A 21,135-nucleotide genomic window follows, 5' to 3' on the forward strand; every position below is an offset into this window, starting at 1 on the left:
CGCGAAGGACCCGGACACGGGGACCGTCATTTCTGGCCCCGGCTGGAGCCCCGACGGAACGTGTACACGAGAGTAAAGCGTTCACCCGCGACCGTCGACGACACCGCGTGGTGGGAACATTCACTGATTTCGAATGCAAAGCCGCTTCCGTGGACCGGAATGTAGACGTCGCGGAGGTCCGATGGGTCGCTACCGGCAAATAGCATGAGTAATCCGCCGTGCTCGAGCTTCCACCCGGCGTTGACCTGTATAAGCAGGCGGTGACTCTCCTCGTCGCCGATAAAGTCATTATGTATTTTTATCGTCTGGCCGCCACTGAGTCGGTGCGCACTGGCGTTCGCCAAGACCAAGCCATGTGTTTCACCGAAAAGGCGGGCTAGCCCGTCCTCCGCCGCCGATATGAACTCATTCGACGACAAACAGGAGAGCGAGGGCGGCAGGGCGGCTTCCTCAAGACAAATTTCATGCTGCTGATAGAAGCTCTCGACTCTGAGCTTCCACGGTGCTTCATCCCTTAGCCAAGCCAGAACTCTGTCTGCAAGTGCGGGCGTCAGTATCCCCGGCACTGGAGCATGCGGAAATGGTTCGGTTCGCAGCGAGGCCTGCGTGAAATGCGGAACCATCAGGCCGTGCTCCCGAAGACAGCCAAGTGCCGCCGCATCGCGGCAACAAGATATCGCTGGTCGGCACAGAAGACGCTCGGATTGTCGAATCCGTTTTCGCTGGCCCAGCGATGGGCTGGCGTGCCTCCTCCGCACGGTCCAAAATCTGGGCAGGCAAGACACGTCTGGCTGCTAGGAGGTTGTGCGAGACAATACTCCTCGAACTCTGCGGAGCATAAGACATCGACCAAGCAGTCGTTATGGACAGACCGGGCCTTTGCGAATCGGTCAGCCCCCTCGTATGCACACTTCAAGGTATCGTTTTTGCTCAAGCTGCCGTCCGTTTCGATGACGAGGACGGCGTCCTCAGGTTCTTTACGACCGTTGAAACGTCCAGGTGGGGCCATTAACAACTTGAGCATTTCATCAAGTACCCGAACGGGAACTGGCGCCGTATCGCGCAAGTAATGGTCCAGCAGCCTGGCCATCCAACTTCCGTATTCTGTCGAGTGGATACTTGATTTGCCCGGCGGGAGAACGTCGTGGTTCCCATCCCGCAAGAGCAAATCGATGCCGTTCGGTTTAAGCGACTTAAGAAACTCGTAAACCTCGATCGGGTCGCTATCCCGGTCGACCACCGCGAGCAATCCCGTCAGCAAGCCTTGAGACCCAGGAAAGCTTTGGAGACGCTTAATCCCCGTTAACACAGATGAGTGGCTTGGATATCCGCGTCGGTTAGGCCGGTGCCGGTCGTGCACGGCAGCGGGCCCATCGATGCTCACGGAGACCGAGATCCCGTATCGGACGCAAGTGCCGATGATCTGCTCTGAGAGAAGCACGCCATTGGTCTGCAATCCTAGGCTAACCTGTGAAGGCAGCGCCCCGCGCAGCTCATGGCAAATGCTCTCGAATCGCACGGGGCCAACCAAAAGTGGTTCGCCACCGTGGAATATAACCTCGAAGGGCTCTTGCTGCTTTTCTGCGACCGCCGATAATTGCCGTGACAACAATCGGACAGTTTCAGCAGACATTATTTTTGGTTGATGCATCCACCCCGAATCCGCCATCTCGTATATGTAGCAGTAGGAGCAACCTAAATTGCACCTACTAGCCAACTTCACGATGACGGTTCCGACACGAAGCATTCGGTCGATCCCGAGCCCTTAGGTGCGGTTGTGGCGGTTGTGAGTTCGATTGTACGCGGACGGCTCGACGGGAGAGTTGCGGACCTCCTCCATCAAGCGAGAAAGGGTGACGCTGTCCAGCACCTCTAAGCGTTCTCTGTCGTGGATATCCGGGGCAACGCTTTCCTTCGCCGCTACATCCAAGCCTAAGTTCGTATCCATAAACTTGACTCCTCGATTCGTTATTTTTCCAAGATTTAAGATAGACCTTATCTGTATTTTACACAAGCGCGAAAATATTCAGGTTTTTACCTCGATAATCGAAGTAATTTTAGATTATAGTATGATTTCTGCGGCGGTCAGACAAATATGGCTATGTAATATAATCGTATTGGTGGATAATTATACGTTATTACTTTGTTGACCCGTGCGAGGGCAAGAACTACGGTGGGTCCTATGTTCGTAATCGTTGCCGTGCCATGCCTTAACGAGGAAGAAAGTGTAGAAGGGGTCTGCCGTTCGCTCGGTTTCGGTGCCGGCGCCGATTTGCCCGACGTGGAATCGGTATTAGTGCTGGTGGATAATGGTTCTCGAGACGGAACTGTTTCGTCCATGGAACGCATCGCCATAGGCTCGCCAAAAGGGTCGGTCCTTGTGGTCCGAGAGCCATGCAGGGGGTTTGTGCCCGCGAGGCATCGGGGTGCCCTTGAAGCGCGGCGCGTAGCGGCGCAACGGGGTATGTCGGAGGACCAAACTTTACTCGTCCAGGCCGACGCGGACACGTTCTACATGCCAAATTTTCTGGCGACGATGGCGCAATGTAGTTCCTCTGCTGGCTTGGGCGCCCTAGTTGAAGGGTATTCCGAGGCGCAGCCCATATCTGAGGAGTTCGCTGCCTACCGTAGACTAGAGACTATGGTCGATGCCGCAGCTGCCGGCGTGATGCTGGATGCTGAGTTTGACGTGGTAGTCGACGACAAGGTCGCAGCAATGCGCTTGTCCGACTATTTCGCTTGGGGAGGTCATCGGCGCGAATGGGCAAATGATGGAGACGAAGTTTTAGCGGAGACAACGCGCCTCTACATGCGGGCACGCCTTCGTGGCGGCCATCGGTGTCGGGCTGAAGCTTTTGCCTGGACGTCGCTGCGGCGCGTTATACAAGACCCAGGGCTCGCATTTGCCACCGCTGGACATCCCCGGGGTCCCAGGTGGCGGGCGAAGTGGTCCCGCTCTTACATCGGTCCTTCCACGCTGCCAAAGTTTAACGCTGCGCTCTCGCCGGAAGCAACCATCCAGCTGGTGCACGCCCGGGTCATGCATCTGGTGGGACTTTTTAGGCTACTCCCCGCGTGGACGGCAGCCAGCACGGGCCTCCACGGGCTGGATAGCCTCGCCGATCTGGACGGAAGCCCGAGTGCTGAGGTCGGGGCCGCGCGGCCTGGCGCCGTTGTGGACTGGGCCATGTCCAGGACATGGGAGGAAATAATCGTACAGCTGGCCGCGAATGCCGTGGACGTGCAGCACGTCGTAGCGACGGCGCAAAGAATAAACTCCTGAGCGAAAGTTCCATCGTGGACATAAAGATAAGTAACATGCCGCGTGCTCTTTCGAGCGCGGCGCAGCTAACAAATTAAGAATTCGCTTAGCGATCTACTTCTGATCCCATCCCGTCACCGAGCCGTTTTCCAGCAGGATTCTTAAGCCAAACCGATTTCGGCCCGTCTGTTGATATTTGAAGGTGTGCACTGTCTTGGATTTAAACACCTTGGTTCCGATGTCCGCCGGTCTGCCTAGAGAATCTAAAAGCTGATCTTGTGTCATCCCTTGCCAGTATCTGTGGGCCATTATGGCTTCCACAACCTCGAGATTCCCGTATTTTGAGAACAATTCGGCTCTCCTACGCTTTGTGGCGCGGGCTTGCATAAATAAGACGAATGCAACAATCGCTATTAACGCGAGAACAAATATAGCAAGCGTCATTGACGCCTCCGACTTTCACATTACCAATTTCAGGTCTGCTTCTGACTGCGCATAATTTAAAAGCGCCGCCTCGGTACTTTCCCTTAGGGTCGTTCGTGCGGCGGACACGCGCGTATGCTCGCGAAGAGCGTCCTGACCACAGGTACGAAGTCGTTCTTCAAGCTTTCTGCGTTCGAGGAGCATTTCGCGCTCAAGATTTGCAAAGTCGTTGGCGTCGATCGGCTTGCTGGGATCGAAAACGAATTGCCGTTGGAGGTTTGCGCGCCAATCGAGCAACTTCTGTCGCATTGCCGGACCAAACCCCGGAATTTGCAATCGGGGCATCGTGATGTCCGCCGCGGTCTCTATACCTTCGGATGCGAGGGTGGCTTTGCGGCTAGGGCCGATACCTGAAATTGAAGCCTCCTCAATTCTGAACTGGTCGAGGAACTTCTCCAACTGGAGGCGATGTTTGTCTTGTTGGAGTTTTTCTAGTCTCTTGTTGCGTTCCTGGGGGAGGCGATCCCAGCCCGTTTTCAGCGAGAAAAACATCCGTTTCTTGGCTTCAAAATCTGCTCCTGAGGTTCGGCGCTTCCATTCTGCTTCGGCATGCTTCCAATGGCGTTCCGCATCCTTCAGTGCGCTGTTCAGATTGCTGATGTTCTTGTTTGCTTTTTGTAGAACTTTATAGACGGCGAAGGCAGCGATGGCGATCGCGATAGAGACTTGTGGAAGCCCGATTGCGAAGAATGCCACGATGCCGATCGCGCTCGGAAGGAACAGTCCGGCGACCTGCAAATGCTGACGATTTTGGAGTTGTTTGGCTGCAGGCGACGCTTTGACTGTCGGTTTCAAGAGCTCGGGGGGATTGGGCGACAGCGACAATCCGCTCAATTGTTGTATCAACGTCCCAAGATCAATCCCGACGCTCTGAGGGGTGGCCTGGACGATCACCGGGAAGAGGGCGGTGCCTGTCTGTTGCTCCATTCGGCACCAGGGGCATCCGTTCGAGCTCGGCAAAAACCAATGAGCTTCGTTCGCGCGACACTGAATTGTCTTTCGCTCGAGATCGCCGAGGCCGTCCACCCACGCGCTCGATGAAGGCCTTCCATGTTGTGGTCTGTGAAAGGCCGATTCGAAGAGCTGGCTGACCTCAGAGCCTAAGACAGAAAGGGCGGGCGCCCCGGGCGGGCGTTGCATCTGCAGCTGTTCGGCGCGAGCTCCGTAGGCAAACCGCTCTTCTTTGATAGCGCGAGCCAGGGGCATTTCGCCCACACCTAGAAAGCGTCCGGAGAATGGGTGACGCCCCATCATCAAGAGGTGGAAAATCAGGATGGCGAGTCCGAAGTTATCGTGATCGGGCGTGCGAACCACGCCTTTGAAGGAATGACCTTGCAATTCAGGTGGTGTATAGGTTTCGACACCTAACTCGCAGAGGAAACGCTGACCTTCGAAAATAACTTGGAAGCTGTCGCAATCGATGAGCGTGACACGAGCATCTTGGCCCACAAGAACACTGCCGTGATTGACATCGCCGATGACAAGATTGGCATGATGAACGCTTGCGAAGGCTCTAGCCGTATTAGCGGCAACCCGGATCAAAAAACGCCAGTCCGCTCGTAAGAAATCGATCTTTCGGCTCTTTGGGCTGTAAAGTTTATGAATATCCTTCTTGCCGTTGACGCGTGGCATGATGAAGCCGACCGTGCGCCCGGCGTCGTTGAGAACGAGCTCTTTTGGAAAGGACGCAATCGTCTCTAAACCACTCTCGCGCATTCGAGACATGAGCAGTAACTTCGCCGCACGCTCTGTCGGAAGCGGTTCGTGATAAATTTTTGCGCAGATGTTTTCATCAGGGAGGGCAAATACCTTTGCTTCACCGCCTTTGCCGAGTTCATCCTTGAGGCGGAGCGGCCGACCTGCGCTGTCTTTGAACTGATAATTCATAGTCTCTTCGCCAAGACCAGAGTTTTATCATCGTCGGTTTTTTCGCAAATTTGGTCTGAGGAGAGATAGCGATTAAGCGCCTGCGAGAGCTCATCATCGACACCGCAGCGTTCTGATTGGCGCAGTGGTTTGAAGATACTCTGAAAGAAGGGTTTGTGAACTGTCCTTGACGCCTGGTGGAGGAGTAAGTTCTCAAGTCCATCCGTGAACAGGCAGAGCTCGTCAACACGGCGATGGCTGAATTGGAAATCTAAAATAGTGAGCACATCGCGCGAAGAAACAAAGTTGGTTGAGTTAGCAAATTCGCCGTGCTGCGGCCAAAAAACGTAATCCCATTCGTCGGTGTCGTGAGCGGCGACGATGGCGCCGTCGCCAATCTGAAAAAATGCCGCGGACTGGGGTCCGACAATGGCGCCGATCAGAGTACACGCGTAGTCGCGGACTTGCCGGCCAGCTCTCGCAGCGTCGGCGCAAAGGGCATCTTGAATATGTAGCATCCAGTGAGCAGCGATCTCGCGGTCGAGGTCCTCTAATCGACTTCCGTCTGAAAAATACTCTTCGACGAGAGCGGCGAGATTTTCGACGGCCAATTTGCTGCCGACTTCCGAATGTCCGGCACTTCCCGCGCCATCGCTGACCGTAGCGATGAGCAATTCACCTTCCAGCGTTTCGATGAAGGAGACCTGCGCGCTATCCTGGCACGGCGTCCCAATTTTGGAGTGTGAGCTTCCCTTTGAACAGGCGCTCGCGACAGTCCAGCCCCCGGCCATCCACGAACCCTTACACTTGGCTCCAGCCCGTGGGAGCAGGCAGCATGACGGTTTCCCCGACCTGTGATTGGGACACACCCGATAGGGACGAGGAGAGCCAGGAGAACAACTCGCGAAATTTTAGGCCGGAAAGACGTGCGGGCGGACGGGTTTCCGGACAAATGCGGGAAAGCGTCTCCATGTTAGCGCCCTGGACACCTACCCCGAAAAAGGAAAATGCTTTAGACGCCTCGCCCTCGCGAACCATCGCCGCCGCCTTCGTCCAGCTGTCCGTTGGGCTGCCGTCGGTAATGAGGAAAATCCAAGGCCGGTAGTAGGAAATGCCATTCGCCCGGTAGGCGTCTTTTCGTTGACGCAGGAGATCCAACCCTGTGCAGATAGCGTTGCCCATGGGGGTATCGCCGGAAGCCGTTAGGCTCGGGGGTGTGAAGAAATCCGGCGTTTGAAAATCTGCCATCACCTGAACGGGACCGAAGGTGACCACGGCCACTTCAACTCGCTTCATGGCGAGTGCATCGCCGGAGAGCTCCGTCCGAAACTGTAACAACCCTTCATTTAGCTCGTGAATTGGTTTGCCGGACATGGAGCCCGAGGTATCGAGCAGGAGGAGGCAGGGGCACCGGGGCTCGGGATTATCAGCGAAGTCGCTTGCGCCGAAAGGGATTTGTTCAAATTCCGACAAGGCTTCCTCCGCTCTATGGTTGAACTCATGGGCCGTTCTTATTCGTCTATAGGGCGGAGATAATGGAGAAAGCGAGCGAAAAGTTAGGAGCTTTTCTCCCGATTGCGGGGCAGAGGTAACGATCTTGCGGACGGAGGTAACGGGCGTTAGGATCGGCCAGGCTTGGAAAGGCTCTGCGACCCAGTTTATTTTTTTGAGAGCTACAAAGGGATGGGGTGGCAATATCGAAAATCGGTTCGTCTTTCCCGGGGCATCAGACTAAACATTTCAAAGCGCGGCCTCAGTAGTGTTTCTTTTGGCCGTCCCGGCAGCACGATCAACTTAGGCCGCCGCGGAGTTACCAGCACGGTCGGTATTCCCGGGTCGGGTCTGTCCTACCGGGGCACCTCCAAGGGCGGTAGCGATCTGCTTCTCGGCCTGTTGATCGGGGGATTGATCAATCTGGTCGCACATGCGGCCGCCGGTAATCGCAGCGCTCAGATCGCGTTGCTCGTCATTGGCGCGCTGGGCTTGGGGGTTTTTCTAAGCCCGCGGCCGACTGAGAACTTCACGACTGCTCCTACAACGAGGGTTTCGAGCCTGCCGAGGCCCGTGGCCTCCCAGCCACTCGATATTTCGCCGCTGAAAGCAATGCCCTCATACCGGTCGTTGGCGGCCGCTACCGACCAGACGTGGCCTAAACTAAGCGCTCCTATCAATGTTCTCCCCGATCTTACGCCAACTGGAAGCCTGCAACCTGAAGAAGGATACACCGTCCGACTCAACGCGACGGCAAACATCAGGTCGGACCCGAGTATAACAGGCAAGGTAGTGGGGCGCGGTCACATTGGTGAAGTTTTGCTGCGAGTGAGCAAAGAAGGCCGATGGCTCAAGGTGAGTCGGAGCGGGCAAGTTGTCGGTTGGGTGTATGAGGGGTTGGTGTCCTACACTGTGGAGGCACCGCCACGGAATCCTGCGGACGCTATAACACCCGGGGCGTCCGATACGCCTACGAGCACCTGTTCCGATCCGTCTTGTGACTGACGAGGGTGAGCTATACGCGCGCGGTTCGCGCGGGACGGTCTGAGAACGCCTTGCGCATCTGGACTCATTCGACGCTCATGACTGCGCGACCGTGTGGGGCGTGATCGTGTAGCCAAACGGGTCGCGGAACGCGAAGCAGCGGCCAAACGGTCCATCCTTCACGCCCTGTGACCGCTAAGCGTTGTTGCGTTGCATGCGGCTGGACGCTTTTCGCAGAGATTGGAGATGACGGCATTCCTGGCAGCTGTCTGCGCTATTTGCCGGGTTCATGACAGCCCTAGTTTTTCGCGTTTCGTAGCGCCCACAAACACATCGGACAACCCAGCGAAGCGGGGGCGACGAGGCATGGGCCCCCATGACCGTTAACCGGCCGAATTTTCTACCAGTCAATTCGGGTACGTCGCTCGGCAGGTTGGCGCGAATCGGTAGAGGGAGGTCCGTATGGACCTGGCTGATTTTCTTAGCCGAGGGAAATTGATGGCTTCGTGAGATGGCTAATGCGGCAGCCTTGTTGACCGGCCGAAGCCCGGCGAGTCGCTGAAAGTTCATTCGCTTTGTCCTTAGCGCAAAAAATGCCCCGAACTCAGAGTTCGGGGCATTTTTCGTGCGGACACACTTTCCTTAGATTTGCGGACACACATACGTTCACAGCGGACAATCTTTGGTGTCCACCTGTAACGGATACGAAAGTTTGTCCGCAGCCGTTTGTCTAAATAATTGATTTCGCAGCCCGGCGGCTCCGCCTGAACCGGCGAGTGTGTCCGCAAATGCAAGGAAAGTCTTTCTCACGAGCAAGATCTTATTTTTACTTCTGGAAGGCACCGGGCCATTGTTGTGCTGCATGTAGTATGCGCAGGATTCTGATGCCCTTGGGCGTCAAGGTGTAGGCGGCGATGTATGGGGTGCCGCTTATCACGAGTTCTCGTGTTCCATTTATCCGGCCCGGTCTTCCGCTCTCGGGAAACTCATTGAGTCGATTTATCGCGATTACGATGCGCTGATCGAGGGTTTCGGCGGCCTCTGGATTATGAGCCTCAATGTAGTCGAAGATTAGATCGCGGTCGTCGAGTGCGAGGCGCGACCAGAAAAGTATCATGGTTTGGTTAGGCCGGCTTTACGTCGCGCCGCCGATCGCCGCTGGGCGAAGTGCGCTTCTACCTCTCCAGCGGGAATGTCAGGGCTTTTGTCGTTAAGTGCTTCAAGCACTTTGGCGCGAAACCAAGAGTCGTGGGTTTCGCTATTTGTCACGAGTTCAAGCGGCAAAGCGCCCTCATTTGCCGTCCGAGTTAGTAGGATGCGGACGGCGTCGGAAACTGTGAGTCCCATATTGGCCAATACCGCCGCGGCCTGGTCACGGATTTCTGGGTCGATTCGGGTCTGAACGAGGGCGGATTCGGTCATGCAAGCCTCCGGGAGATTATTTCAGAACAATGTAATGCAATTGAATTACGGTTTCAATGGTTCCGATTCCAATTACCTCGGCGTCGAAGGAGAGCGATCGAAGCCTACAGGGAGCTGTTAAGCGTTGCCGCGTTGCATGCGGCTTGACGCTTTTCGCAAAGATTGGAGATGGCGGCATTCTTGGCAGCTGTCCGCGCTATTTGCCGGGTTCGTGACAGCCCTAGTTTTTCGCGTTTCGTAGCGCCCACAAACGCATCGGACAACCCAGCGGAGCGGGGGAGACGAGGCATGGGCTCCGATGACCTTGAACCGGCCGAATTTTCTACCAGTCAGTTCGGGTACGTCGCTCGGCAGGTTGGTGCGAATCGGTAGAGGGAGGTCCGTATGGACCTGGCTGATTTTCTTAGCCGAGGGAAATTGATGGCTTCTCGAGATGGCTAATGCGGCAGCCTTGTTAACCGGTCGAAGCCCGGCGAGTCGCTGTAAGTTCATTCGCTTTGTCCCTAGCGCAAAAATGCCCCGAACTGTGAGTTCGGGGCATTTTTCCTGCGGACAAGCTTTCCTTGGATTTGCGGACACACATACGTTCACAGCGGACAATCTTTGGTATCCACTACAACACTGATGGTTCAACTCAACTGCACCCCGTCGTCGCGCCACACGTATCGCACTTCAAGCATGTCCCGTTGCGCACAAGCGTGAAGTTGTTGCATTCGGGGCAGGCTTCGCCGGTGTAGCCTTTCATCCGCGCTTCGCTGCGGCGGTCGGCGACCGCCGTTTGCTCTGGGGCCGCAGACCAATCGAGGTTGCCGAGTTCGGCTTCGATCTCGTTTTCGATATTCTGCTTCAGCGCCGTGGCCGGGCCGCCGGCACCTTGCACCAGCATCAGCTTGTCGGCCTTGTTGCGCACGAAGCCTTTCGAGACAAAGCGCGAGTTTTCCGGCGCGCGGCTCTGCGCCTCGCCCTTGCCGATCACGTCATGACCGATCTCGCTCGGATCGATATGGGCGAGATCGTTGCGGCCGAGATAGGAGATCGCCAGTTCGCGGAACACATAGTCGATGATCGACGTCGCGTTCTTGATCGCGTCATTGCCCTGCACGAGGCCCGCCGGCTCGAAGCGGGTGAAGGTGAAGGCATCGACATATTCTTCGAGCGGCACGCCATATTGCAGGCCGACCGAGATGGCGATGGCGAAATTGTTCATCATCGAGCGGAAGGCCGCGCCTTCCTTGTGCATGTCGACGAAGATTTCGCCGAGCCGGCCGTCCTGATATTCGCCGGTGCGCAGATAGACCTTGTGGCCGCCGACGACTGCCTTCTGCGTATAGCCCTTGCGCCGGTCGGGCAGGCGCTCGCGCTCGCGCAGGCGCTCAACCTTTTCGACGATGCGCTCGACGATCCTTTCCGCGACGACGGTCGCGCGCGCCGGCATATTGGCGGCGATGAGTGTCTCGACGGCTTCGTCCTCGTCGTCTTCCTCATCCGCAATCAACTGGCTGTTGAGCGGCTGCGACAGTTTCGAGCCGTCGCGATAAAGCGCGTTGGCTTTGAGCGCGAGGCGCCAGGAGAGCATGTAGGCGTCCTTGCAATCCTCGACGCTCGCGTCGTTCGGCATGTTGATCGTCTTCGAGATCGCGCCCGAGATGAACGGCTGTGCCGCCGCCATCATACGGATGTGGCTCTCGACCGAGAGATAGCGCTTGCCGATTCGCCCGCAGGCATTGGCGCAATCGAACACCGAATAATGTTCGAGTTTCAGATGCGGCGCGCCTTCGACCGTCATCGCGCCGCAAATATGCAGATTGGCGGCTTCGACATCGGCCTTGGAGAAGCCGAGGAAGGTCAGAAGATCGAATGCCGGGTCATCGAGCTTGTCTTCCGGCACTTTCAGATTGTTGACCAGGAAGTCGGCGCCCAGCGTCCATTTGTTGAAGACGAATTTGATGTCGAAGGCCGAGGCCAGCGCCTTTTCCACCAATGCGATCTTTTCGTCGGTGAAGCCCTTGGCGCGCAGGCCGGTGGGGTTGATCGCCGGCGCCTGTTTCAACGACGCGTGGCCGACAGCATAGACTTCGATCTCGGCGATCTCGGATTCGCGATAGCCAAGCGCGCGCAGACCTTCCGGCACGGCGCGGTTGATGATCTTGAAATAGCCGCCGCCGGCGAGCTTCTTGAATTTGACGAGCGCGAAATCCGGCTCAATGCCGGTCGTGTCGCAATCCATCACAAGGCCGATCGTGCCGGTCGGCGCGACGACCGAAACCTGCGCATTGCGATAGCCGTGCTGCTCGCCGAGGCTCACGGCCTTTTCCCAGGCCGCAATGGCATGTTCGCCGAGCGCACCATCGCGCAGCGCGGACGGATCGAGCGGCACCGGTGCAATCGCCAGCTTCTCATAGCCTGCGGCTTCACCACGCGCGGCGCGGCGATGGTTGCGCATGACGCGCAGCATCGGCTCGCGATTGTCAGCGAAATTGGCGAAGGCGCCGAGTTCGCGCGCCATCTCGGCCGAAGTGGCATAAGCGATGCCTGTCATGACCGCCGAAAGTGCGCCGCAGATGGCGCGGCCTTCGTCGGAATCATAGGCAATGCCGGACGACATCAACAGGCCGCCGATGTTGGCGTAGCCGAGGCCGAGCGTCCGGTATTCATACGAGAGCCGGGCGATTTCCTTCGACGGGAATTGCGCCATCAGCACCGAGATTTCGAGCACGATTGTCCACAGCCGCACGGCATGTTCGTAGGCTTCGATGTCGAAAACCTTGGTCTGCGGATCGCGGAACGGCAGCAGGTTCAGCGAGGCCAGATTGCAGGCCGTATCGTCGAGGAACATATATTCGGAGCAGGGGTTCGACGCGACGATCGGGCCGGCGGCCGAGCAGGTGTGCCAGTCGTTGATGGTCGTATGATATTGCAGGCCGGGATCGGCCGAGGCCCAGGCGGCATAGCCGATCTTCTCCCACAGATCGCGGGCCTTCAGCGTCTTGTGCAGCTTGCCATCGGTGCGGCGGATCAGGTTCCAGTCGCTGTCGGCATCGACGGCGCGCAGGAAGTCGTCGGTGACGCGCACCGAATTGTTCGAGTTCTGGCCGGAAACGGTGAGATAGGCCTCCGAATCCCAATCGGTCGTGTAGGTCTCGAAGGCGATGTCCTTATAGCCCTGGCGCGCGAACTGGATGATCTTCTTGATCATGCCGTCCGGCACGGAGGCTCTGCGGGCGAGCTTGATCTCTTTCTTGAGCGCGGGGTTCTTCTCCGGTTCGAAGCAATCGCCGTTCGGGCCTTCGCAATTGACGCAGGCGCGCAGAATGGCTTTCAGCGCCTTTTTGACGACCTTCGAGCCGGCGACGAGGGCCGCGACCTTTTCTTCCTCTTTCACCTTCCAGTCGATGTAGGCCTCGATGTCGGGATGATCGACATCTACGACGACCATCTTGGCGGCGCGGCGCGTCGTGCCGCCCGACTTGATCGCGCCCGCGGCGCGGTCGCCGATCTTGAGGAAGGACATGAGGCCGGAGGATTTGCCGCCGCCCGAAAGCTTCTCGTTCTCACCGCGCAGCTTCGAGAAATTCGAGCCGGTGCCGGAGCCGTACTTAAAGAGCCGCGCCTCGCGGACCCAGAGGTCCATGATGCCGCCTTCGTTGACCAGATCGTCGGCGACGGACTGGATGAAGCAGGCGTGCGGCTGCGGATGCTCGTAAGCCGATTTGGACTTGACGAGCTTGGCGCTTTCGAAATCGACGTAATAATGGCCCTGGCTCGGCCCATTGATGCCATAGGCCCAATGCAGGCCGGTGTTGAACCATTGCGGCGAATTGGGCGCGGCGATCTGCTTCGCCAGCATGTAGCGCAATTCATCGTAGAAGGCGCGGGCGTCGCCTTCGGTGTCGAAATATTTGCCCTTCCAGCCCCAATAGGTCCAGGCGCCGGCGAGCCGGTCGAAGACCTGCTGGGCGGAGATTTCCGAGCCGAAACGCTCGGCCTTCGGCAGTTCTTCCAGCGCCTCGTCATTGGCGGCACGGCGCCAGATAAATTCGGGGACGTTCGGCTCTTCGACGGGCTTCAGCCGGGCCGGGATGCCCGCCTTGCGGAAATATTTCTGCGCCAGAACGTCGGCCGCGACCTGGCTCCAGCTTGCGGGCACTTCGATGCCGTCGAGCCCGAAAACAATCGACCCGTCGGGATTGCGGATTTCGCTGCGAGTCGCGCGGAATTCGATCGCCTCGTAGGGCGATTGGTTCTCTTTTGTATAGCGCCGCTCGATTCGCATATGTCTGCCCCCGATGTTGCGAGAATGCCCCGCGCGGGTGGCTGTTCCACACCGCGCCCCTCAGATCGAAGCGCGGGAACCGTCCGACTCGCGCGCTGTTGAATAAGCCTAATCCTAGTAGGCGCGCGAAGCCTAGATACAAAATGTTGTGCAAAGAGTTAAAATTCAAGGCCGCGCTCTTAACGCAATCTTGACCCCGAGGGAGGTGCGCCGCAATGGCTCCCGGGGCTTTCGCACCGGCCATCCGCGCTATCCCCAACATCAACAGGCGGCCCGGGAATCATCCACAGGTTGCCCGGATAGGGCGCCGACGATCCGACGCCAAACATGACTGAGGCTTGCGCAAGCAAGGTGGACAATTTCAGCCCGGCTGGCATATTGCGCCGCGTCGAAGCAGGGAAACCGACCTCATGGCTGGCCTCATGCGTATTTTCACCTGGTGGCAGGGCGCGACGATCAACACGCTCTTCTACACCTGGCGTACGGGCGAGCTCGTCGGCGAGGACGAATTCGGCAACCGCTATTATCGCACGCGTGGCGGCGCCATCGATCCGACGTTGGGATTCCAGCGCCGCTGGGTCATTTATAAGGGCTATTCCGAAGGCTCGGCGACGCCGCCCGGCTGGTATGGCTGGCTACATCACACAACTGATATCGCGCCGCCCGACGACAATTATAAGCCGCGCGAATGGCAATTGCCGCATGAGCCGAATATGACCGGCACGCCGCTCGCCTGGCGCCCACCGGGCTCGACACTTGCCTCCGGCGTGCGGCCGCCTGCAACGGGCGATTACGAAGCCTGGACGCCCTAAGCGCGCGTCAGACGGGCCCTGTTTTCCTGACCCGTTTCAAAACCCGGTCCGTTTTAAAGTTAGCTTCCGGTGATCGAGGCTGCGCTTTGCGCAGCCTTTTTATTTTTCCGCTATATGAACCAACTGCAAGTATAAAAATATGTTTAATAACATATATTTAATATGCAACGCCTCAAGATTGAAATAGCGTTGAAGGTTAGATCTATATTTACTTATGATATAAACGCAACACTGATATTAATATTATAACTATATTTCAGTTGGATTGATATAGTCTGTTTACGACTTGCTCCTGGCGCGCATAGCCTCCCCCTATTGCAAATAAATGACGGCTCCCTCCAGGGAGCGGCAATCCTTTGGGGCGAGCATTCGCCGACAAGAAATCTTCAAAAACCGCAGGGCGTTAGCCGAAACGGAGCAGGGGGAAGGCATGAAGGATTCATCCGACGGCACACATGCATCTTGGCGGTCGCGGCATATGACACTCGCCGCGGCCACAGCGATAGCCGCGATCACCGCGGCAAGTTTCGCAAGCCCGGCGCGGGCGGATTCGGCTAACGAAAAGCGCCTTGAAGCCAAGCTCGACGCTTTGATGGGCGAGGTCAGCGAGCTCAAGCGCGAAATGCACGTTGAGAAACGCCATACGCAGCACGAGTTTGAACACGTACGCATGGCAGCGAACGAGCCGGTCTTCGCTGGCCCTGTCGTCAAAGGGCCGGAGCCATACGTCCCACCGCAACCATGGGACAAGAGGTTTCACCTCTTTGGCATCACCCTGACGCCCGGCGGTTTCATCGAGGCGGGCGGCGTTTGGCGTTCACGCGGCGATTCGACCGGCATCGATACGAACTGGAATGCCATTCCGATGGGAAATTCGCCGCTCGCGCACACCAACGAATTCCGCTTCGATGCGCGTCAGAGCCGCTTCTCGTTGCTAGCGCAAGGCAACGTCAATCCTGCGCTGCTTATTTCCGGCTATAGCGAATTCGATTTTCTTGCTGCGGCCGGCACGGCCAATCAGATCGACAGCAATTCCTATACGCCGCGCATTCGCAATCTTTATGTGACTTTGGATTGGAGGGACACAGGATGGAGCGTGCTGGGCGGCCAATCCTGGACGCTGGCGACAACGAACGGCAAGGGTATCCAGCCGCGCACGGAAATCTTTGCGCCGTTTATCGACGGAAACTTCATTCCGGGCTCGGTCTGGACGCGTCAACCGGGCCTGCGCGTCACCAAGAACTTTGGTGACTTCACGGCTGCGGTCTCGGCTGAACAGCCGGAGACGACGTTCGCGCCGGCCTGTCCAGGAATTGGCGGCTATGGAGCAATTGGCAATGGTGTCAGCGTTTATTGCCAGCAGGCGGGTTCGCACTTCTTCAACACTGCGACCAACTACTCGCTCAACCGCGTTCCCGATGCGATCGCAAAAGTCGCCTGGGATCCGACATTCGGCGATCGCGCGATGCATTTCGAGGCCTTCGGCCTCTACACCGATCTCTACGATCGCGTCGAATATCCGGGCGGCAATTTCACGAGCCGGGATACGACAGGTTGGGGCGCCGGTGGCAGTGTCGTCGTCTCGGTGTTACCGAAATGGGTCGACTTCGAAGCCAACGTAATGACGGGCCGCGGCATCGGCCGCTATGGCGTCTCAACGCTGCCGACCGCAACCTTCAATGCAGATGGTTCATTGTCGCCGATTCCCGAAACGATCGCGCTCGGTTTCTTGACATTGCATGCGACGCCGCAGATCGATCTTTGGGCGGCCGCCGGCATCGAGCACGAATATGGGGACTACTTCTCCGGTGGCACCGTAAACGGGCCAGGCTCGCCACTCGCCAACAACACGGGGTGCAATACAGAAACGGCGGCTGCCAGCACCTGCAACGGCATCACCAAAGATATTTGGCAACTCACCGGGGGTGTTTGGGACCGGGTTTATCAGGGCGATTTCGGAAGCGTCCGCGTCGGTGTGCAATATTCCTACACCCAGCGCGAGCTGTTTGCGGGTAGCGGTGGCCTTCCGGCCGGATCGGCACCGCTCGGCGCGAAGACGACAGACAACATTCTTCTGACGAGTTTGCGTTACTATCCATTCCAGTGACGTGTGACATATAGCTGTTGCACCTGAGCTACAGCGCGCGGCAAACGAACATGGGCGTGGCCGTGCGCTGTAGCGTGCAAGATCAAAGAAAATCAAGCGATAACAATTTGTTATCCATCGCGCGGCAGGCATTTATAAAATTATCTTTAGAAGAGCCGCACCGAACTGTCACAAAAGTCCAGCCTCGGACCAATAACCACGAGAGCGGTTGAAACGAGCCTGCCGTCAGGAACACGGCTCGTAAACCTTCTCGGGGGTTATCCAGTGAAAAACGTCTCTACTTTCAGCGACGACGCGTCTGCGCTGCCGCCCGGTTCGGGCCCAGCCAGGACCGTACGTTCGCTCGGTGGCTTTGGCCGCCGACTTTTGGGCGGGGCCGCTCTCGCCGCTCTGCTCGTCACCGGCAGCGTTGCTGCTCAGGCTGACGAATCGAACGCCGAACTCGCCGCTGAAATTCATGCCCTCAAGGCACAGCTCTATCATCTCGAAAATCGTGTCGAGAAGCAGCGGGTTCAGATCCACGCCGTGCAAGTCAAGGCCAACACCTATCAGGCGAATGCCGCTGCGCCCTATGAGCCGCCGGTGCCTTGGGACAAGAAGTTCCACATGAACGGTATCACCATCACCCCCGGCGGCTTCCTCGCCATGGAAGGTGTTTACCGGACGCATGACACGGGCGGCGATTTCAGCCCGGCTTTCGGCAGCTTCCCGAACTCCACCAATATTCCGGCTCATTCGAACGAAATCCGCGGCACGGCGCGCCAGTCGCGTTTCTCGCTCTTGGTTCAGGGCAATTACGATCCTGACACCCTGATTTCGGGTTACGGCGAATTCGACTTCCTCGGCGCTGGCGTTACCGCCAATTCGACTGAGTCGAACTCCTATCAGCCGCGCGTGCGTCATCTCTACGCGACGATTGATTGGGCGGGCGAAGGCCTCCACCTTCTCGCTGGTCAGACCTGGTCGCTGATCACGATGAACCAGAAGGGCATCACGCCGCGCAACGAAGACATCCCGCTGACGATTGACGCGCAGTACGTCGCTGGCTTCGCTTGGTTGCGGACGCCGCAATTGCGCCTCGTCAAGAACTTCGGCGACAACTTCTGGCTCGCCGCGTCGGCCGAGTTGCCACAGACTGGCACGCCTTGCACAGGCGGCAACACCGGTGTTAATACCGCGATTCCGCCGACGGCTGTCGGTGCGACGATGGCTACCTGCTCGCAGGTTACGAGCGGCGGCTCCGGTTTGTTGAACTCGACCAACAAATATTCGCTCAACCACATTCCGGACTTCGTTCTTAAGGCGGCCTACGAAGGAAACTTCGACGGTCATGCAGTTCACGTCGAAGGTTTTGGCCTCTACACCGATCTGTATGATTATGCGACGGTTGGAACGCCGGCGACTGGAATTGTGGGCGCCCACAACGACACGACCGGTTGGGGTGCTGGCGGCGGCTTTACCTTCGGCCTCCTTCCGCATTGGGTCGATGTGCAGGGTTCTGCCATGATTGGCCGCGGTATCGGCCGCTACGGTTCTTCGCAGCTTCAGGCTGCGACGTTCAACCCGAACGGATCGCTCGACGCTCTGCCGGAACTCATGTTCTTGGGTGGCGCTGTCGTCCACGCGACTCCGGCCCTCGATATCTACGCTTACGGTGGCGAAGAGCGTATCCTGTCCTCCGACTTTACGCCGGGCGTGACGGGCATCTCGTTTGGCAGCCCAACGGCTGACAATTCGGGTTGTGGCATCATCGGCGGAACCTGCACCGGCAACGTCCGTGACGCTTGGGAAATTACCGGCGGCTTCTGGGACAAGGTCTACCAGGGCTCTTTTGGTTCGGTTCGCGTCGGCCTGCAATATTCCTACGTGCAGGACGGTCTCTTCTCCGGATCGGGTCACACGCAGAGCGCCTTGCCCGGTGGCTTAGCGGCTGGCAGCTCGGTCCACTACAGCGACAACCAGGTTTACGCCTCGTTCCGCTACTATCCGTTCGATCCGCCGCCGGCGGCTCCGCCGGTCATCGCGAAATACTGATCGCGATACGCAACACAGACATGCTAAAAGCGGGCTCCGGCCCGCTTTTTTCATTTAACCTTGCCCTGCTAAATCTCTGATTATGAGGCAGGAACGGGCGTCTGGATCAACAGAGCGTGTCCGGCAAATATTAAATGCTTTTTTATGTACTTGGCTGATTTGTCTCAGTATTTTTTGGCCTCCTTGGGCGGTTTTAATGTAATTTGCGGCCTCCTTTCCGACCGCGGCGTCACCGGGGAAGCGGAGCAAATTTCGAGATGTTTAGCGAGATGATGACGATGACTGCCGGCAAATTCGAACCTGAAGATTGTCCGCCGGTCTTGCTCATTGAGGATGAGTTCGAAACAGCGCAGGAAGTCTCACTCTTCCTCGAGCGGCAGGGATATGCTGTTCGAATCGCTGATTCGATACAGCAAGTTCCGGATGCGATCCGGCTGCATTCGCCGGCCGTCATGATTCTCGACCGCATGTTGCATGGGACCGACGTTTTGCCGATGATCGAAGCCTGGCGCGAGCAGGGCAATTATGTGCCGGTGCTTGTCGTCAGTGGACTTTCCTCAGTCGACGATCGCATCCGTGGCCTCAGAGCCGGTGGCGACGATTATCTCATCAAGCCTTTCTCGCTCGAGGAATTGATCGCCCGGGTCGAAGTCTTGCGACGGCGCACAGCAGACGCGCGCATATCCGTGTTGCGCGTCGGGCCGCTGACCATGGATTTGATCGAACGCGTCGTCCGCCGTGCCGACAGGGAACTTGACCTTCTACCGCGCGAGTTCGAGCTTCTCGAATATTTTATGCGCCATCCGAACCTGGTCATCACCCGCGCCATGCTGCTGACCGATGTCTGGAACTTTAAAACATTGCCGCAAACCAATGTTGTCGACGTGCATATCGGCAAGCTGCGTCGCAAAATCGATGGCCCCGGCGAAGTCGCGTTGATCGAGACGGTCCGTGCGGCAGGATTTATGCTGCATGGGGATCGGTGAACTTCTTCGATCGGCGGCTTTTCGCCTCGCCGTTGCTTTTGCGGTTGTCGTCACGCTTTCGACGACGATTGTTTTCGGATTCGTTTATTGGCACGTCGCCAATGCCGATATGATGCGAGCGCGGATATCGCTTGCCGATGAAGTCACCACGGCCTCAGTCGAGCCCGCTACGCAGCTGATGCCCGAGCTTCAGCGGCGCCTGACGCGTGACCTGCGCCAAATCGAATATGTTGGCCTATTCGATGCGAACGGCAAGCATATCTATGGCAATGTGCAGACATTGCCGCCAATCCCGCTTGATGGTGTTTATCATACGATCTGGACGACGGCGCTCGATGGGACTGGTCAGGAATCGGCGTTCTTCGTCGGGCGCCCCCGGCCCGGCGGCGGCGCCCTGGTGTTGGGGCGCAGCCTCTATGAGATTCATGCGCTTCAGCAATCCGTCGTGCGCGCCTTGGCGATCGGCATCGGTCCGACGATCCTCGTTGCTCTGCTCGCCGGCATCGTTCTGAGCCTGCGCGCCACGCGTCGGCTCAACGCTATTCATCTTGCCATTGACCGGGTGATCGAAGGCAATCTGCACGAACGTCTGCCATCACATCGAATCCCGGATGGCATTGATGAGGTCGTGCGCTCGGTCAACCGGATGCTTGACGAAATCACCCGCCTCATGAATCAGCTCAAGCAAGTCGGCGACAATATTGCGCATGACCTGCGCACGCCATTGACCGTCGCGCATATCAGGCTTCAGCGGGCGCTTGAAGAACCTGAAGACCAATTGCGCGCGACAACGCGGCAAATTGTTGATGATCTCAATCGCGCAGTGACGACGGTGACCGCGCTGCTGCGCATCTCAGAAATCGAAAGCGGGCTCCAGCGCGGCGCCTTCGCGCAGATCGACCTGACCAAACTTTGTCGTGACGTTTTCGATTTTTATGCGCCGCTCGCGGAGGCCAAGTCGATCAAGATGACACTCCGTGCTCAAAATAGAGTTCCTCTTGTCGGCGACGCCGATCTCCTGCGTGAAGCGCTGATGAACCTTCTCGATAATGCTATCAAGTTCACGCCGCGGGGAGGCGTTGTGCAGATGGCGGTCGAAAATAGCGCTCAAGGACCGCGCGTTGAAATTCGCGACAACGGGCCGGGCGTTTTGCCCAACGAACGCGACAGGATTTTCAAGAGATTCTTCCGCTCGGCCGCCACTAACCATGCGCCGGGCAATGGGCTGGGGCTGAGCATGGCCGCGACAATCGTGGAAATGCATGGGTTGTCGCTTAGGCTTGGCGAAGCCACGGACGGTGCGTGTTTCGAAATTTCGGCTTCACAAAAGAGCACTATCGAAAACACGAAGCGAAGCCACGAGATAGAGCGACGGGCATCCTTGCATAACGCGTGAAGAACGCTTTAACCGTCGC

15 protein-coding genes are annotated in these 21,135 nt (G+C 57.6%); 5 read left to right on the plus strand and 10 right to left on the minus strand.

All coding sequences use genetic code 11. The annotated features are described in order from the left end of the window. Positions 1–26: 26 nt before the first annotated feature. The 10 genes from yhhC to WDN02_RS13175 form a co-directional block, all read right to left on the minus strand. Entirely contained in the window at positions 27–623 is a 597-nt protein-coding gene (gene yhhC, locus WDN02_RS13130; protein WP_337293923.1) for a cyclophane-containing peptide 2OG-Fe(II) oxygenase YhhC, read from the minus strand. Further along, positions 623–1,747, minus strand: coding sequence for a radical SAM protein (locus WDN02_RS13135; RefSeq protein WP_337293924.1), 1,125 nt, complete (start codon positions 1,745–1,747; stop codon positions 623–625). Before WDN02_RS13135 ends, yhhC begins: the two co-directional genes overlap by 1 nt. 18 nt (positions 1,748–1,765) lie before the next feature. Further along, complete coding sequence (yhhA, locus tag WDN02_RS13140) at positions 1,766–1,948, minus strand: YhhA family cyclophane-containing RiPP (protein ID WP_337293925.1); 183 nt, start codon at positions 1,946–1,948, stop codon at positions 1,766–1,768. 1,428 nt (positions 1,949–3,376) lie between these two features. Beyond that, on the minus strand, positions 3,377–3,706 hold the full coding sequence (locus tag WDN02_RS13145) for a hypothetical protein (protein WP_337293926.1): 330 nt from the start codon (positions 3,704–3,706) through the stop codon (positions 3,377–3,379). Positions 3,707–3,721: 15 nt separating this feature from the next. After that, positions 3,722–5,632: a hypothetical protein gene (locus WDN02_RS13150; protein WP_337293927.1), complete on the minus strand. Its 1,911-nt coding sequence runs from the start codon at positions 5,630–5,632 to the stop codon at positions 3,722–3,724. Then, positions 5,629–6,402 (minus strand): PP2C family serine/threonine-protein phosphatase, encoded by a 774-nt coding sequence (locus WDN02_RS13155; protein WP_337293928.1) that lies wholly within the window; start codon positions 6,400–6,402, stop codon positions 5,629–5,631. The genes WDN02_RS13150 and WDN02_RS13155 overlap by 4 nt, the downstream gene beginning before the upstream one ends. Positions 6,403–6,412: 10 nt before the next feature. After that, positions 6,413–7,084 carry a VWA domain-containing protein gene (locus tag WDN02_RS13160; RefSeq protein ID WP_337293929.1) on the minus strand — a complete coding sequence of 224 codons (672 nt, stop codon included), beginning with the start codon at positions 7,082–7,084 and terminating at the stop codon, positions 6,413–6,415. Between the two features lie 1,828 nt (positions 7,085–8,912). Further along, positions 8,913–9,203: a type II toxin-antitoxin system RelE/ParE family toxin gene (locus WDN02_RS13165; RefSeq protein ID WP_337293930.1), complete on the minus strand. Its 291-nt coding sequence runs from the start codon at positions 9,201–9,203 to the stop codon at positions 8,913–8,915. Further along, positions 9,200–9,508 (minus strand): type II toxin-antitoxin system RelB/DinJ family antitoxin, encoded by a 309-nt coding sequence (locus tag WDN02_RS13170; RefSeq protein WP_337293931.1) that lies wholly within the window; start codon positions 9,506–9,508, stop codon positions 9,200–9,202. The genes WDN02_RS13165 and WDN02_RS13170 overlap by 4 nt, the downstream gene beginning before the upstream one ends. Positions 9,509–10,142: 634 nt before the next feature. Further along, on the minus strand, positions 10,143–13,781 hold the full coding sequence (locus tag WDN02_RS13175) for a vitamin B12-dependent ribonucleotide reductase (RefSeq protein WP_337293932.1): 3,639 nt from the start codon (positions 13,779–13,781) through the stop codon (positions 10,143–10,145). Between the two features lie 410 nt (positions 13,782–14,191). Between WDN02_RS13175 and WDN02_RS13180 the strand changes: the two genes are divergently transcribed. The 5 genes from WDN02_RS13180 to WDN02_RS13200 all read left to right on the plus strand — a co-directional run bounded on the left by WDN02_RS13180 (position 14,192) and on the right by WDN02_RS13200 (position 21,116). After that, positions 14,192–14,593, plus strand: coding sequence for an NADH:ubiquinone oxidoreductase subunit NDUFA12 (locus tag WDN02_RS13180; RefSeq protein ID WP_337293933.1), 402 nt, complete (start codon positions 14,192–14,194; stop codon positions 14,591–14,593). 430 nt (positions 14,594–15,023) lie between these two features. Further along, positions 15,024–16,700, plus strand: a complete 1,677-nt coding sequence (locus WDN02_RS13185) for a hypothetical protein (protein WP_337293934.1) — start codon at positions 15,024–15,026, stop codon at positions 16,698–16,700. Positions 16,701–16,964: 264 nt separating this feature from the next. Then, positions 16,965–18,734, plus strand: a complete 1,770-nt coding sequence (locus tag WDN02_RS13190; protein WP_337293935.1) for a hypothetical protein — start codon at positions 16,965–16,967, stop codon at positions 18,732–18,734. A gap of 269 nt (positions 18,735–19,003) precedes the next feature. Continuing rightward, a complete protein-coding gene (locus WDN02_RS13195) occupies positions 19,004–19,720 on the plus strand; it encodes a response regulator transcription factor (RefSeq protein ID WP_337293936.1) in 717 nt (238 codons plus the stop codon). Next, the gene (locus WDN02_RS13200) at positions 19,707–21,116 is read left to right on the plus strand and encodes a HAMP domain-containing sensor histidine kinase (RefSeq protein WP_337293937.1); all 1,410 of its coding nucleotides are present in this window, start codon (positions 19,707–19,709) and stop codon (positions 21,114–21,116) included. Before WDN02_RS13195 ends, WDN02_RS13200 begins: the two co-directional genes overlap by 14 nt. Positions 21,117–21,135 lie beyond the last annotated feature (19 nt).

The organism is Methylovirgula sp., assembly GCF_037200945.1.
In the GTDB taxonomy this organism is placed as follows: domain Bacteria; phylum Pseudomonadota; class Alphaproteobacteria; order Rhizobiales; family Beijerinckiaceae; genus Methylovirgula.